Origin of the sequence: Aromatoleum toluclasticum ATCC 700605 (assembly GCF_000378245.1) — a bacterium.
GTDB lineage: Bacteria > Pseudomonadota > Gammaproteobacteria > Burkholderiales > Rhodocyclaceae > Aromatoleum > Aromatoleum toluclasticum.
Genome location: NZ_KB899492.1, coordinates 1 through 15,678 on the forward strand (window position 1 = coordinate 1; position 15,678 = coordinate 15,678).

The following is a 15,678-nucleotide window of genomic DNA, read 5'->3' on the forward strand; positions in this document are numbered from 1 at the left end:
GTCGCGGTATCCGGCGAGCGCCCCAGATAGCGGGCGAAGTTGCACACCGCGCGGATGTACGCGGACTGCGTCTTGGGATGGAGCTTGCGCATCCGCATGTCGTCGAGCATGCGCTGGCGTAGGGGGCTGATCGGGCGGGTAGTCGTTTCCATGACGTGCTCCTGTCGAAAACGAGGCGGGTCGCCTCATCTCCAACATGGCAGAGCACTGCCGATGCACACCCCCGACGTCCTGACCGTTCGAAGCGGTTCAGCGCGCCCTACCGCGAGAGCGGTTTAGTCCTTGGCCGAAAAGCTGGCGTAGATCGCGACCGTCGATCAGACAATCCTCAGACTCAGAAGTGAAAACGCCCGGACAAGCCGGGCGTTTTCATGAGGCAATCCAGTTTTCGACTTTAATGGCGATTTTTCGACTTTAATTGTCAGGACCAACTGCCGCGCCTCACTCCACCGTGACCGACTTCGCCAGGTTCCGCGGCTTATCCACGTCCGTGCCCTTCACCAGCGCAGCATGGTACGACAGCAACTGCAGCGGCACGACGTGCAGCACTGGCGACAGCATGCCGTAGTGCTCGGGCATGTGCAGGATGTGCACGCCTTCGGACTGCGGGATCTCGCTGCCGGCGTCGGCGAACACGTACAGCTCGCCGCCGCGTGCGCGCACTTCCTGCAGGTTGGACTTGAGCTTTTCCAGCAGCTCGTCGGCCGGGGCCACCGCGATTACCGGCATTTCCTTGTCGACCAGCGCGAGCGGGCCGTGCTTGAGTTCGCCGGCGGCATAGGCCTCGGCGTGGATGTAGGAGATTTCCTTGAGCTTCAGCGCCCCTTCCATCGCGATCGGCCAATGCTGGCCGCGGCCGAGGAAGAGCGCGTGCTGCTTGCCTGCGAAGCGCTGTGCCCAGCGTTCGATCTCGGGTTCGAGTTCGAGCACTTTCTGCACCGCGACCGGCAGGTGGCGCAGCGCGGTCAGGTGGCGCGCCTCGTCGGCTTCGGGCAGGCGACCGGCGAGCTTGGCGAGCGACAGCGTGAGCAGCGCCAGCGCCGCGAGTTGGGTCGTGAAGGCCTTGGTGGAGGCTACGCCGATCTCGGGGCCCGCGCGCGTGATGAAGCGCAGCGCGGCCTCGCGCACGATCGCCGACTCGGGCACGTTGCAGATCGCCAGCGTCCGCGCCATGCCCTGCGCCTTCGCGTGCTTGAGCGCGGCGAGCGTGTCGGCGGTCTCGCCCGATTGCGAGATCACGACCACCAGAGTGTCTGGATTGGCGACCGATTCGCGGTAGCGGTATTCGCTCGCGATCTCGACGCTGCACGGCACCTTCGCGATCGCCTCGATCCAGTAACGCGCGACGAGGCCGGCGTGGTAGCTCGTGCCGCACGCGAGCACCAGCACGCGCCCGACGCCGCCGAGAAGTTCCGGCGCGCGGGTGCCGAAGAGCTGCGGCGTCACCGAGCCGCCGCCGGCGATGATCTCGAGCGTGTTCGCCAGCGCCTGCGGCTGCTCGAAGATCTCCTTCTGCATGTAGTGGCGGTACTGACCCAGTTCGACAGCGTCGGCGGACAGGCTGGACACATGCATGGCGCGCTCGACGGGTGTGCCGTCGGGGCGCGCGATGCGGTAGCCGTCGAGGCGCAGCTCGGCGATGTCGCCATCCTCGAGGTAGATCACCTTGCGCGTGACCTGCAGCAGCGCCGCCGTGTCGGAGGCGGCGTACATGCCGTCCTCGCCCACGCCCAGCAGCAGCGGCGCGCCGTGGCGCGACACGATCGCGCGCGAACGGTCCGCTTCGCAGATGACGCCGATCGCGTAGGCGCCGACGAGCTCGTTGGTTGCCAGGCGCACGGCCTCGAAGAGGTCCGGCTGCACCGCGAGCTTGCTGTGGATCAGGTGGGCGATCGCCTCGGTGTCGGTCTCCGAGACGAACTCGTAGCCTTCGGCCGTGAGGCGCTGCCTGATCGCCTCGAAGTTCTCGATGATGCCGTTATGCACGACGGCCAGCCCCGCCGACACGTGCGGATGCGCGTTGCGCTCGGACGGCACGCCGTGCGTCGCCCAGCGCGTGTGTGCGATGCCGATGCCGGCGTCGAGTTTCTTCTCGTCGGCACGAGCCGCGAGTTCGGCGACGCGGCCGGCCGCACGCACGCGCTGCAGACCGCCGTTGAGCACGGCCAGGCCGGCCGAGTCGTAGCCGCGGTATTCGAGCTTGCGCAGCCCTTCGAGGAGGACGGGAACGACGTTCTTCGTCGCGATGGCTGTGACGATGCCGCACATGGTGCTTTTCTCCGACTTACTTCTTCTTCACCGGCCGCTTCCAGCCGGCGATGGTGATCTGCCTGGACCGCGACACGGTGAGCTGCTCCGCCGGGGCGTCCTTGGTGAGGGTCGTGCCCGCACCCAGCGTTGCCCCGCGCCCGACGCGCACCGGCGCGACGAGCTGGGTGTCCGAGCCGATGAACACGTCGTCTTCGATGATGGTGCGAAACTTGTTCGCGCCATCATAGTTGCAGGTAATCGTGCCGGCACCGATATTGACGCGCTGGCCGACGTCGGCATCGCCGACATAGGCGAGGTGGTTGGCCTTCGAATGGTCGGCGATCGCGCTGTTCTTGACCTCGACGAAGTTGCCCAGATGCACGTCGTCGCCCAGCATGGTGCCGGGGCGCGTGCGCGCATACGGGCCGATCACGCAGTCACGCCCCATGACCGTATCCTCGATGTGCGAGAACGGTGCGATCCGGGTGCCCGCGCCGATGCGCGCGTTGCGGATCACGCAATTCGCGCCGACGCGCACGTCGTCGCCGAGTTCGACGCGGCCTTCGAACACGCAGCCGACGTCGATCTCGACATCACGGCCGCATTCGAGTTCGCCGCGCACGTCGATGCGCGCCGGGTCGAGCACCGTCACGCCCGCGTCCATCAGCTGCTGCGCGATGTTGCGCTGGTGGATGCGCTCCAGTTCGGCGAGCTGCGGCTTGCTGTTCACGCCCAGCGTTTCCCACATCGCGTCGGGCTGCACGGTGACGATCTCGACGCCCTCGGCAACCGCCAGTCCGATGATGTCGGTCAGGTAATACTCGCCCTGCGCATTGTCGTTGCCGATGCGCCCGAGCCAATCGCGCAGGCGTGCGACCGGCGCCACGAGGATGCCGGTATTGACTTCGCGCACTTGGCGCTGCTCGGCGCTGGCGTCCTTCTCCTCGACGATGCGCGTGACCTTGCCGCCCGCGTCGCGCAGGATGCGGCCGTAGCCGGTGGGGTTATCGAGTTCCACGGTCAGCAGCGCGAGCTTGCCGCTGCCGGCCGCCGCCTGCAGACGGCGCAGCGTGGGCGCACCGATCAGGGGAACATCGCCGTACAGCACCAGCGCCATCTCGCCGTCGGAAAGCTCCGGCAGCGCCTGCTGCACCGCGTGCCCCGTGCCCAGCTGCGGCTCCTGCCGCGCCCAGCGCAGCGCCGCGTCCTGCATGCGCTCACGCACCACCTCGCCGCCATGGCCATACACGACGCAGATGCGCGACGCATCCAGCGCCCGGGCGGCACCGATCACATGCGCCAGCATCGGCCGCCCGGCAATCGGCTGCAGCACCTTGGGCAACACCGACCGCATGCGTTTGCCCTGTCCGGCTGCAAGAATCACGACTTCCATGAAAACCCCGTTTCGATCGGAACCGGCGGCGATTTTAGCATGTGCGCCGAAGCCCCCCGGCGCGCAGCCGCGGCGCCTGTCGCGCGGATCACACAGGAATGACGCAGTGCACACACGATTTTACAGCACAGCAGGCAAAGCCCTGATAAGACGACTAAAATGCGGTTTTTGCATTGCAACCGGAACACACTGACCATGGATCACGACGCCAATCAATTCATCCAGAACCGCGTATTCGACGAGATCCAGGTGGGCGATCGCGCCCAGCTGGTGCGCACGCTGCGGCCGGATGACATCCACCTCTTCGCGGTCATGTCCGGCGACGTCAATCCGACCCACGTGGACCCCGAATTCGCGCGTTCCAGCCAGTTTCGCGAAGTCGTCGGCCACAGCATGTGGGGCAGCACGCTGATCTCCACCATCCTCGGCACGGAGTTTCCCGGCCCCGGTACGGTGTACGTCTCGCAGGGTCTGAACTTCCACCGTCCGATCACGATCGGCGACACGCTGACCATCAGCGTCACCTGCCGCGAGAAGTTCGAGCACAACCATCACATCGTCTTCGACTGTGTCGCCCTGAACCAGGACGGCCTCAAGGTCATCGACGGCGTGGCCGAGGTGCAGGCCCCCACCGAGAAGATCAAGCGTACCCGCATTCACCTGCCCGAAGTGACGATCTCGGACCGCGAACTGCGCTACGGCCACCTCCTGTCGATCACCGCCGGCAAAGCACCGATCCCGATCGCCGTCGCCCACCCGTGCGACGCCGAATCGCTGCGCGGCCCGATCCAGGCGGCCCAGGCCGGCCTCGTCATCCCGGTGCTCGTCGGCCCCGAGATGAAGATCCGCGCCGTCGCCGAGCAGGAAGGCATCGACCTGCACGGCGTGCGCATCGTCGACGTCGCGCACAGCCACGAGGCGGCCGAAACCGCCGTCACGCTGGCGCGCGAGGGTCAGGTCGAGGCGCTGATGAAGGGCTCGCTGCACACCGACGAGCTGATGAGCGCGGTCATCTCCAAGACCGGCGGCCTGCGCACTTCGCGCCGCATCAGCCACGTGTTCATGGCCGACGTGCCGACCTACTCGCATCCGCTGCTGATCACCGACGCTGCGATCAACATCGAGCCGACGCTCGAAGACAAGGTCGACATCATCCAGAACGTGATCGACCTCGCCCACATGATGGGCCTGCCCGAGCCCAAGGTCGCGATCCTGTCGGCCGTGGAAACCGTCACGTCGAAGATCCGCTCGACCATCGACGCCGCCGCGCTGTGCAAGATGGCCGACCGCGGCCAGATCAAGGGTGGCCTCCTCGACGGCCCGCTCGCCTTCGACAACGCCGTGTCGCTCGTCGCCGCCAAGACCAAGGGCATCCGCTCGCTGGTCGCGGGCAACGCCGACATCCTCGTCGTGCCCGACCTCGAATCCGGCAACATGGTCGCCAAGCAGCTCGAATACCTTGCCAACGCGCTGATGGCCGGCGTCGTGCTCGGCGCGCGCGTGCCCATCGTGCTGACGAGCCGTGCCGACACCGCCGAAACGCGCGCCGCATCGTGCGCCATCGCGCAGCTGATGGCGCACAAGAAGCGCGAGGCGCGTCTCGCATGAAGGCCATACTCGTCATCAACGCCGGGTCGAGCAGCCTGAAGTTCGCTCTCTTTGCGATCGAGCCGGCGCTCGCGCTGACGCCGGCGCTGTCCGGCCAGATCGAGGGCATCGGCGCAACCCCGGTGCTGTCGGCAAAGGATGCCGACGGCGCGCGCTACCACGAGCCGGTGCTGACCTCGGGCAGCCAGACGGAACAGCATCGCGACGCGCTCAATCACCTCTTCCGCTGGCTGAGCGCGCACAACCCCGACCTCGACATCATCGCCGCGGGTCACCGCATCGTGCATGGCGGCGAACTGTACAGTGCGCCGGTGGCGCTCAACGAATCGGTCCTGCGCGACCTCGAAGGCTTCATCCCGCTCGCCCCGCTGCACCAGCCGCACAACCTGCGCGCCGTGCGCGCCGTGGCGGCACTCATCCCCGAGATTCCGCAGGTCGGCTGCTTCGACACGGCCTTCCACCGCACCCAGTCGCCGCTTGCCCAGGCCTTCGCCCTGCCGCGGGCGATCAGCGCCGAGGGCGTGAAGCGCTACGGTTTCCACGGACTGTCCTATGACTACGTGGCGCGCAAGCTTCCCGACGTCATCGGCGAACGCGCGAACGGTGCGGTGCTGATCGCCCACCTTGGCAACGGCGCGTCGATGTGCGCGCTGCGCGAGGGCAAGAGCGTCGCCACGACGATGGGCTTCACCGCCGTCGAAGGGCTGATGATGGGCACCCGCACCGGCAGCCTCGACCCCGGCGTGATGCTCTACCTGATGGAACAGAAGGGCATGGACGCCAAGGCCCTGACCAACCTGCTGTACAAGGAGTCGGGCCTCCTCGGCGTCTCCGGCATCAGTCAGGACATGCGCACCCTGCTCGCATCGGATGCCCGCGAGGCGCGCGAAGCGGTCGATCTCTTCTGCTATCGCATCGCCCGCGAGATCGGTTCGCTCGCGGCTGCGGCCGGCGGGCTGGATGCGCTCGTCTTCACCGGCGGCATCGGCGAGCATGCCGCGGCGGTCCGCGCCAAGGTCGCCGGACTGTCGGCCTGGCTGGGCGTCGCGATCGATGCGGAAGCGAACGACGCACACGCCCTGCGCATCGACGCCCCCGGCAGCCGCGTGGCGATCGCCGTCGTGCCGACCAACGAGGAAGGCATGATCGCCCGCTACACGCTGGAGCGCCTCGCACGCTGAGCGGCGGCGCGACGCAGCAAAAAGGGCGACCCGCGGGTCGCCCTTTTTCATTCGGTCCGGCAAGACCGCGTCAGCGCGGCAGGACCGTCTCGCCCATGAGGAACTGATCGACCTCGCGCGCGCACTGACGACCTTCCCTGATCGCCCACACGACCAGAGACTGGCCACGACGCACGTCGCCGGCAGCGAATACCTTCGCCGCGCTGGTCGCATAGCAGCCGGCGCCATCGGTCGTCGCCTTGGCGTTGCCGCGCGCATCCTTCTCGACGCCGAAGGCCTCGAGCAGCTTGCCCAGCGGGTTCGTGAAGCCCATCGCGAAGAAGACGAGATCGGCCTTCACGTCGAATTCCGAGCCTGCGATCTCCGACATGCGGCCGTCCTTCCACTCGAGGCGCACCGCCTTCAGGCCGGTGACCTTGCCGTCCTTGCCGAAGAACTCCTTCGTCGCAACGGCGAAATCGCGCGCGCAACCTTCCTCGTGCGACGAGGAGGTACGCAGCTTGATCGGCCAGTACGGCCAGGTCAGCGCCTTGTTCTCCTGCTCGGGCGGCATCGGCATCAGCTCGAACTGGGTCACGCTGGCCGCGCCGTGGCGATTCGAGGTACCGACACAGTCCGAACCGGTATCGCCGCCTCCGATCACGACGACGTGCTTGCCTTCGGCCGAGATCGGGTTCGGGCCATCGCCCGCGACCGTCTTGTTTTGCGGAATCAGGAACTCCAGCGCGAAATGCACGCCGGCGAGCTCGCGCCCCGGCACCGGCAGGTCGCGCGGAACTTCGGAACCCGCCGCGAGGATCACCGCATCGAACTCCTTCTGCAGCGCCTCGGCACTGACGAACTCCTTGGCGTCATTGGCGATGCCGGGCGCCGTCGCATCGGCGCCGACGATCATGCCGGTGCTAAAACGCACGCCCTCGGCTTCCATCTGCGCCATGCGGCGGTCGATCAGGCCCTTCTCCATCTTGAAGTCGGGGATGCCGTAACGCAGCAGGCCGCCGATACGGCTGTTCTTCTCGAACACCGTCACGTCGTGGCCGGCGCGCGCGAGCTGCTGCGCGGCGGCGAGGCCCGCCGGGCCGGACCCGACGACCGCGACCTTCTTGCCGGTCTTCGCCGCCGCGGGACGCGGCTGGATCCAGCCCTCCTCCCACGCCTTGTCGATGATCGCGTGCTCGATCGATTTGATGCCGACCGCATCGGCATTGATGTTCAGCGTGCACGCGGCCTCGCACGGCGCAGGGCAGATGCGGCCGGTGAACTCGGGGAAGTTGTTGGTCGAGTGCAGAACCTCGATCGCCTCCTTCCACTGGCCGCGGTACACCAGGTCATTCCAGTCCGGAATGATGTTGTTCACGGGGCAGCCGTTGTTGCAGAACGGGATGCCGCAATCCATGCAGCGTGCGCCCTGCACCGCCGCCTGCTCGTCGCTGAGGCGCAGCACGAACTCCTTGTACTTCTTCAGGCGCTCGGCAACCGGCTCGTAGGCCTCCGACAGACGCTGATACTCCAGAAATCCGGTGGGCTTGCCCATTTTTACGCGGCCTCCAGTTGCTTCTGCTTCTGCGCGGCCATCTCGGCCAACGCGCGACGATATTCATGCGGCATCACCTTGACGAACTTGCAACGCCAGGCGGTCCAGTTTTCGATGATTTCGCGGGCACGCGGGCTACCCGTGTAGCGGGCGTGGCGCTCGACCAGCCCCTTCAGGATGAGCTCGTCGCCCATCTCGAGGTGGTTGATGTCGACACGGCCGTGCGCCTCGAGGTCGTCGCCGGACTCGGAACCCTTGCGCGCCTCGATCTCTTCCGGCACCGGCTCCAGCGCGACCTGCGCCATGTTGCAGCGCTGCTCGAACGTGCCATCCTCATCGAGCACGTAGGCGACGCCGCCCGACATGCCCGCCGCGAAGTTGCGCCCGGTCTGCCCCAGAACGACGACCGTGCCGCCCGTCATGTACTCGCAGCCGTGGTCGCCCACACCCTCGACGACCGCCGTGGCACCCGAGTTGCGCACCGCGAAGCGCTCGCCGGCGACGCCCGAGAAGTAGGCCTCACCCTCGATCGCGCCGTACAGCACGGTGTTGCCGATGATGATGTTCTCGGTCGAGACGCCGCGGAACGACGCCTGCGGACGCACGATCACGCGGCCGCCCGACAGGCCCTTGCCGACGTAGTCGTTGCCCTCGCCGACCAGCTCCAGCACCACGCCACGCGCCGTGAAGGCACCGAAGCTCTGGCCTGCGGTACCGGTCAGGGTCACGTGGATCGTGTCGTCGGGCAGGCCGGCGTGGCCGTACTTCTCGGCGACGCGCCCGGACAGCATCGCGCCGACCGTGCGGTTGATGTTGCGCACCGGCACGTCGATACGCACCGCCTCGCCGCGCTCGAGCGCAGGCTTGGCAAGCTCGATGAGCTGGTTGTCGAGCGCCTTCTCGAGGCCGTGTTCCTGGGTCTCGACGTGGCGCTTCGCGACGCTCGCCGCGACCTTCGGACGATGGAAGATGCGGCTGTAGTCCAGGCCGCGCGCCTTCCAGTGCTCGATGCCCTTCTTCATGTCCAGCAGTTCCGGACGGCCGATCAGGTCGTCGAACTTGCGGATGCCGATCTGCGCCATCAGCTCGCGCACTTCCTCGGCGACGAAGAAGAAGTAGTTCACGACGTGCTCGGGCTGGCCGGTGAAGCGCTTCCTGAGTTCCGGGTCCTGCGTCGCGACGCCGACCGGGCAGGTGTTCAGGTGGCACTTGCGCATCATGATGCAGCCTTCGACAACCAGCGGCGCGGTCGCGAAACCGAACTCGTCCGCGCCGAGCAGCGCGCCGATCACGACGTCGCGGCCGGTCTTCATCTGGCCGTCGACCTGCACGCGGATGCGGCTGCGCAGGCTGTTGAGCACCAGGGTCTGCTGCGTCTCGGCGAGGCCCAGCTCCCACGGGCTGCCGGCGTGCTTGATCGACGACCAGGGCGAAGCGCCGGTGCCGCCGTCGTGGCCGGCGATCACGACGTGATCCGCCTTGGCCTTCGCGACGCCCGCGGCGACCGTCCCGACGCCGATTTCCGACACCAGCTTGACCGAGATCGAAGCCGCCGGCTGGGCGTTCTTCAGGTCGTGGATCAGCTGCGCCAAGTCCTCGATCGAGTAGATGTCATGGTGCGGCGGCGGCGAGATCAGGCCGACGCCCGGCACCGAGTGGCGCAGGAAGCCGATGTACTCGCTGACCTTGTGGCCGGGCAGCTGGCCGCCCTCGCCGGGCTTCGCGCCCTGCGCCATCTTGATCTGGATCTGGTCGGCATTGACCAGGTACTCCGCGGTGACGCCGAAGCGGCCCGACGCAACCTGCTTGATCGCCGAACGCAGGCTGTCGCCCGCCTTCAGCTCCAGATCGCGCGCGATGCGGTTCTCGCCGACGATCTGCGACAGGCGCATCGCCTGCGTGATCGGCTTGAAGCGCATCGGATCCTCGCCGCCCTCGCCGGTGTTCGACTTGCCGCCGATGCGGTTCATCGCCACGGCCAGAGTCGTGTGCGCCTCGGTCGAGATCGAGCCGAGCGACATCGCGCCGGTCGCGAAGCGCTTGACGATCTCCTTCGCCGACTCGACTTCCTCGAGCGCGACCGGGGGACCGGCGGGCTTGATCTCGAACAGGCCGCGCAGCGTCATGTGGCGCTTGCTCTGGTCGTTGATCAGCTTCGCGTATTCCTTGTAGGTGTCGGCCTTGCCCGTGCGCGTCGCGTGCTGCAGCTTGGCGATCGATTCCGGCGTCCACATGTGCTCGTCGCCGCGCACGCGATAGGCGTAGTCGCCGCCGGCGTCGAGCATGTCGACCAGCACCGGGTCATTGCTGAAGGCCTTGCGGTGCAGGCGGATGGCTTCCTCCATCACCTCGAACACGCCCATCCCTTCGACCTGGCTGGTGGTGCCGGTGAAATAGCGGTCGCACAGCGACTGCTTCAGGCCGACCGCCTCGAAGATCTGCGCGCCGGTGTAGGACATGTAGGTCGAGATGCCCATCTTGGACATGACCTTCATCAGGCCCTTACCCACCGCCTTGACGAAATGCTTGATCGCCTTCGCGCCGGCTTCCGCATCACCTGCGATCTGCTGCAGCGTCTCCATCGCGACGTAGGGATGGACCGCTTCGGCGCCGTAACCGGCCAGCACGGCAAAGTGATGCACTTCACGTGCGGTACCGGTCTCCACGACCAGACCGGCGCGCGTGCGCAGGCCCTTGGCCACGAGGTGCTGATGGATGGCGGAGGTCGCCAGCAGCGCGGGGATCGCAACCTTCTCGGCGTCGATCTTGCGATCCGACACGATCAGGATGTTGTAGCCCTGCAGCACGGCATCCTCGGCTTCGGCGCACAGCGTCGCCAGACGCGCCTCGACGCCTTCCTTGCCCCACGCAACCGGATAGCACGCATCCAGCTCGGCCGAGCGGAAGCGGCTGTCGGCGTAACGCGCGATGTTGCGGATCTTCGCCATGTCGTCGAAGTCCAGCACCGGCTGCGTCACTTCCAGGCGATACGGGGGGTTGATCTCGTTGATCTCGAGCAGGTTCGGACGCGGGCCGATGAAGGACACCAGCGACATCACGAGCTGCTCGCGGATCGGGTCGATCGGCGGGTTCGTCACCTGCGCGAAGAGCTGACGGAAGTAGTTGTAGAGCGGCTTTTCCTTCGCCGACAGCACGGCCAGCGGCGAATCGTTGCCCATCGAGCCGGTCGCTTCCTCGCCGGTCTTCCCCATCGGCTCGAGGATGAACTTGATGTCTTCCTGCGTGTAGCCGAAGGCCTGCTGGCGATCCAGCAGCGAAGCGCCGGGCTGCGCCAGCTCGACGCCTTCCGGCACCGGCAGGTCGTCGAACTTGATGTTGATGCGACGGATCCACTCACGATAGGGCTTCGCCTGGGCGAGCGACTCCTTGAGTTCGCGGTCGTCGATGATGCGGCCCTGCTCCAGGTCGATCATGAACATCTTGCCCGGCTGCAAGCGCCACTTCTTGACGATCTTGCTGTCTGGAATCGGCAGCACGCCGGATTCCGAAGCCATGACCACGAAGTCGTCATCGGTCACGAGGTAGCGCGCCGGACGCAGACCGTTGCGGTCGAGCGTCGCGCCGATCTGGCAACCGTCCGTGAAGGCGACCGCGGCGGGGCCGTCCCACGGCTCCATCATCGCCGCATGGTATTCGTAGAAGGCGCGGCGCTTCTCGTCCATCAGCGTGTGCGACTCCCACGCCTCGGGGATCATCATCATCACCGCGTGGGCGAGCGAGTAGCCGCTCATCACCAGCAGTTCGAGCGCATTGTCGAACGACGCCGAGTCCGACTGGCCGGGATAGATCAGCGGCCAGATCTTCTCGAGGTCGGCGCCGAGCAGCGGCGAATGCGTGCCCTTCTCGCGCGCGCGCATCCAATTGTAGTTGCCGCGCAGCGTGTTGATCTCGCCGTTGTGGGCGATGTAGCGGAACGGATGCGCCAGATCCCACTTCGGGAAGGTGTTGGTCGAGAAGCGTTGGTGCACGAGCGCGAGGGCCGACACCGTGCGCGGATCCGCGAGGTCGCTGTAGTACTCGCCGACCTGGGTGGCGAGCAGCAGGCCCTTGTAGTTCACGGTGCGCGCCGACATCGACACCATGTAGAATTCCTTGCCGTGCTTGAGCTGCAAGTCATTGATCGCGTTCGCCGCGCGGCGACGGATCACGTACAGCTTGCGCTCGAGCGCGTCGGTCACGGTCACGGTCGGGCCACGGCCGATAAAGACCTGGCGCATGACCGGCTCCTTGGCCTTCACCGCCGGCGACATCGGCATGTCGCGGTTCACCGGCACGTCGCGCCAGCCGAGGACGACCTGGCCTTCGGCGCGCACCGCGCGGCCGATCTCTTCCTCGCACGCGAATCGTGAAGCCTGCTCCTTCGGCAGGAACACCATGCCGACACCGTATTCACCGACGGGCGGCAGGTCGATGCCCTGCCGGCTCATCTCTTCGCGGTACAGCGCATCCGGAATCTGGATCAGGATCCCCGCCCCGTCGCCCTGCAGCTCATCGGCGCCAACGGCACCCCGGTGGTCGAGATTCTTCAGAATCTCAAGCCCCTGGCTGACGATTGCATGACTCTTGACGCCCTTGATATGGGCGACGAAACCCACACCACAGGCGTCATGTTCATTGGTCGGGTCGTACAGACCCTGCTTCTGGGGGAGATCCATCACGTTCTTCCTCGACACAACACGTTTGCCGGCAAAAAAACCGGCGTTGATCGGGCGACGGCAGCGCCGCATGCAAATAACGCACCAAAATTGTGCAGGCGTCAAAAAGAGCCGGGTGCACGCGCACACCGGCTCCGTTCGGCCAGTGCTCGGCGCACGGCCACTGCTTACCTTTCAGGCGGACTTGGGAATATACCCCCGCGAAACCCGTGTTTCAAGATTTTTTTGCGGCGCGGTAAGCCTATGATGCCTCAATGAATTTCGCCGACGGCGAAGAGCCGGCGATGCTCTTTCATGGCGTAGCGGTCCGTCATTCCCGCGATGTAGTCGGCGATCGCGCGCGGCGTGTCGGCGCGTGCACGCACTTGATATTGCGGCGGAAGAAGACGCGGATCGCTCATGAAGGCGCCGAACAGATCCTGGATGATACGTCGCGCCTTGTCCGTCATGCGCAGCACCTGGTAATGCGCGTAGAGGTTCTGGCGCAGGAACGCCTTCAGCTCGCGCAGGCGCGGCGCGAGCTCCTCGGAATACGCGACCAGACGCCCCGCATGGCGCACATCCGCTAGCGACTGCACGCCTGCCCCGACGGTATTCGTCCGCGTCGTGGCGATCAGATCGAGCGCCATCTCGTTGATCATGCGCCGGATCGTCTCATGGATCAGCCTGCGTCCGCCCAGACCGGGCCAGCGGACCTCCGCGTCGCGGCGGGCATCCGCGAACACGGCGACGTCGTCGAGCTGCTCGAGCGTGATCAGGCCCGAGCGCAGGCCGTCATCGACGTCATGGTTGTTGTACGCGATCTCGTCGGCCAGATTCGTCAACTGGGCCTCCAGCGAGGGCTGATGGCCGTCCAGGAAGCGCTGCCCCAGCTCACCGAGCTCCTTGGCACGCTCGCGCGAACAGTGCTTCAGGATCCCCTCGCGCGTCTCGTAACACAGGTTGAGGCCATCGAAGGCGGCGTAGTGTTCCTCGAGCAGATCGACGGTTCGCAGGGACTGCAGATTGTGCTCGAAGCCGCCATACGCCTTCATGCAGGCATTGAGGGCGTCCTGACCCGCGTGCCCGAACGGGGTATGGCCCAGATCATGGGCGAGCGCGATCGCCTCGACCAGATCCTCGTTGAGCTGCAGCGCCCGTGCCACCCCGCGCGAGATCTGGGCCACCTCGATGCTGTGCGTGAGGCGCGTGCGGAACAGGTCGCCCTCGTGATTCACGAAGACCTGCGTCTTGTATTCGAGCCGCCGGAACGAGTTCGAATGGACGATGCGATCGCGGTCGCGCTGGAACTCGCTGCGTATGCCCGGAGATGGCTCGGGATGCACCCGCCCGCGTGAATTTGCCTCCGTTACGGCCCAGGAGGCGAGCGCCATCATGCGCAGCGCGCTTCGATGGCTGCCGCGACCGCCTCTTGCGTCGCGTCGGCGTGGATGACCGCCCTGCCGATGCCGCGCAGCAGGATCAGCCGCAAGCGCCCGGCCTCCACCTTCTTGTCGTGTGCCATCAGTTCCAGATAGCGCGCGGCACCAAGCTGCGGCCCATGCACCGGCAGCCCGGCGCGCCGGTGCAAAGCATCGATGCGCGCAACGTCATCGGCGCCTATCCACCCGAGGCGATGCGACAGCTCGGCCGCCATCATCGTCCCCGCCGCAACGGCCTCGCCGTGCAGCCACGCACCATAGCCCATGCCGGTTTCGATCGCATGCCCGAAGGTGTGTCCGAGATTCAGGAGCGCGCGCTCGCCCTGCTCGGTTTCGTCGGCCGCAACGACTTCCGCCTTGTTCGCGCAGGAACGCTCTATCGCAAAGGCCAGCGCCTCAGGCTCGCGCGCGACGAGGCGCTCGATATTCGACTCCAGCCACTCGAAGAACTGCGGATCGCGGATCAGGCCGTACTTGATGACTTCCGCCAGACCGGCCGCAAGTTCCCGCGCGGGCAGGGTGTCCAGCGTTCCGGTATCGGCCAGCACCAGTTTCGGCTGGTAGAACGCGCCGATCATGTTCTTGCCGAGCGGGTGATTGATCGCCGTCTTTCCGCCCACCGACGAGTCGACCTGCGACAACAGCGTCGTGGGGATCTGGACGAACGGCACTCCGCGCTGATAGGTTGCAGCCGCAAAGCCGGTCATGTCGCCGATGACTCCGCCGCCCAGTGCCAGGAGGGTCGTCGAGCGTTCGCAGCGCTCCGCCAGCAGCATGTCGAAGATCAGGTTGAGGGTCGGCCAGTCCTTGTGCACCTCGCCATCGGGCAGGATCACGGCATGTACGCGCACGCCGTGCTCGCGCAGCGCAGCCTGCAGTGTTTCAAGGTACAGCGGAGCGACGACGTCGTTGGTGACGATCGCCACGCGCGGCGTCTTGAGAAAGGGAAGGATCAGCGCCGGATCGGCGAGCAGGCCGCGGCCGATATGGATCGGATAGCTGCGTTCGCCGAGGGCCACATTCAGGGTGCGCATATCACTTCTTGAAGTTTCCGATGGCCTTCTCGATCACGCGCACCATCCCCCCCGGATTGCCTCGCCCACCATCGACGATGATGTCCGCGACTGAACGGTACAGCGGATCGCGCTCGCGGTAGAGATTCTCGATCCGCTCTCGTGGATTCGGCACCTGCAGCAACGGACGGTTGCGGTCGTGCCGGGTCCGCTCCCACAGGACCGGCGTCGGCACGTTGAGGTACACGACAATACCCCGTTCCGACATCATTGCGCGATTGTCGGGATTGAGCACGACCCCGCCGCCGGTCGCCAGCACGAGGTCGGATTCACGCGTCAGCTCGTCGACGAGCTGAGTTTCGCGCCGCCTGAAACCTTCCTCGCCTTCGATCTCGAAGATCGTGGAGACCTTGACCCCCGTACGGGCCTCGATCTCGTGATCGCAATCGACGAAGCGCATGCGATGACGCCGGGCATACTCACGACCTACCGTGGTCTTCCCGGCGCCCATCATGCCAACCAGAATCACTAACACCAACCCTGCATCCGATACGTAATGCCAGCAACTATACAGCAGGCGAACGAGCCTGCGCGCGTGCCGA

At 66.2% G+C, this 15,678-nt stretch carries 10 protein-coding genes; 2 read left to right on the top strand and 8 right to left on the bottom strand.

Annotated features, from left to right (window positions below; translation table 11 throughout):
* The 3 genes from F464_RS31495 to glmU form a co-directional block, all read right to left on the bottom strand.
* The coding region (locus F464_RS31495; protein WP_040394422.1) for a phage integrase N-terminal SAM-like domain-containing protein at positions 1 to 152 on the bottom strand (152 nt) is incomplete at its 3' end.
* Between the two features lie 289 nt (positions 153 to 441).
* Positions 442 to 2,268, bottom strand: a complete 1,827-nt coding sequence (glmS, locus tag F464_RS0103070) for a glutamine--fructose-6-phosphate transaminase (isomerizing) (RefSeq protein WP_018988305.1) — start codon at positions 2,266 to 2,268, stop codon at positions 442 to 444.
* A 16-nt stretch (positions 2,269 to 2,284) separates the two neighbouring features.
* Positions 2,285 to 3,643, bottom strand: a complete 1,359-nt coding sequence (glmU, locus tag F464_RS0103075) for a bifunctional UDP-N-acetylglucosamine diphosphorylase/glucosamine-1-phosphate N-acetyltransferase GlmU (protein WP_018988306.1) — start codon at positions 3,641 to 3,643, stop codon at positions 2,285 to 2,287.
* Positions 3,644 to 3,838: 195 nt separating this feature from the next.
* Between glmU and F464_RS0103080 the strand changes: the two genes are divergently transcribed.
* The gene (locus tag F464_RS0103080) at positions 3,839 to 5,251 is read left to right on the top strand and encodes a bifunctional enoyl-CoA hydratase/phosphate acetyltransferase (protein ID WP_018988307.1); all 1,413 of its coding nucleotides are present in this window, start codon (positions 3,839 to 3,841) and stop codon (positions 5,249 to 5,251) included.
* A complete protein-coding gene (locus F464_RS0103085; protein WP_018988308.1) occupies positions 5,248 to 6,432 on the top strand; it encodes an acetate/propionate family kinase in 1,185 nt (394 codons plus the stop codon). Before F464_RS0103080 ends, F464_RS0103085 begins: the two co-directional genes overlap by 4 nt.
* A 70-nt stretch (positions 6,433 to 6,502) precedes the next feature.
* On the opposite strand, the gene F464_RS0103090 is transcribed toward F464_RS0103085, so the two are convergent.
* The 5 genes from F464_RS0103090 to F464_RS0103110 form a co-directional block, all read right to left on the bottom strand.
* Complete coding sequence (locus F464_RS0103090; RefSeq protein WP_018988309.1) at positions 6,503 to 7,966, bottom strand: glutamate synthase subunit beta; 1,464 nt, start codon at positions 7,964 to 7,966, stop codon at positions 6,503 to 6,505.
* A 2-nt stretch (positions 7,967 to 7,968) separates the two neighbouring features.
* Positions 7,969 to 12,642 carry a glutamate synthase-related protein gene (locus F464_RS0103095; RefSeq protein WP_018988310.1) on the bottom strand — a complete coding sequence of 1,558 codons (4,674 nt, stop codon included), beginning with the start codon at positions 12,640 to 12,642 and terminating at the stop codon, positions 7,969 to 7,971.
* A 251-nt stretch (positions 12,643 to 12,893) separates the two neighbouring features.
* The gene (locus F464_RS0103100; protein WP_018988311.1) at positions 12,894 to 14,018 is read right to left on the bottom strand and encodes a deoxyguanosinetriphosphate triphosphohydrolase; all 1,125 of its coding nucleotides are present in this window, start codon (positions 14,016 to 14,018) and stop codon (positions 12,894 to 12,896) included.
* Positions 14,015 to 15,097: a 3-dehydroquinate synthase gene (gene aroB / locus F464_RS0103105; protein ID WP_018988312.1), complete on the bottom strand. Its 1,083-nt coding sequence runs from the start codon at positions 15,095 to 15,097 to the stop codon at positions 14,015 to 14,017. Before aroB ends, F464_RS0103100 begins: the two co-directional genes overlap by 4 nt.
* Before the next feature lies 1 nt (position 15,098).
* Positions 15,099 to 15,611 carry a shikimate kinase gene (locus F464_RS0103110; RefSeq protein WP_026295699.1) on the bottom strand — a complete coding sequence of 171 codons (513 nt, stop codon included), beginning with the start codon at positions 15,609 to 15,611 and terminating at the stop codon, positions 15,099 to 15,101.
* Positions 15,612 to 15,678 lie beyond the last annotated feature (67 nt).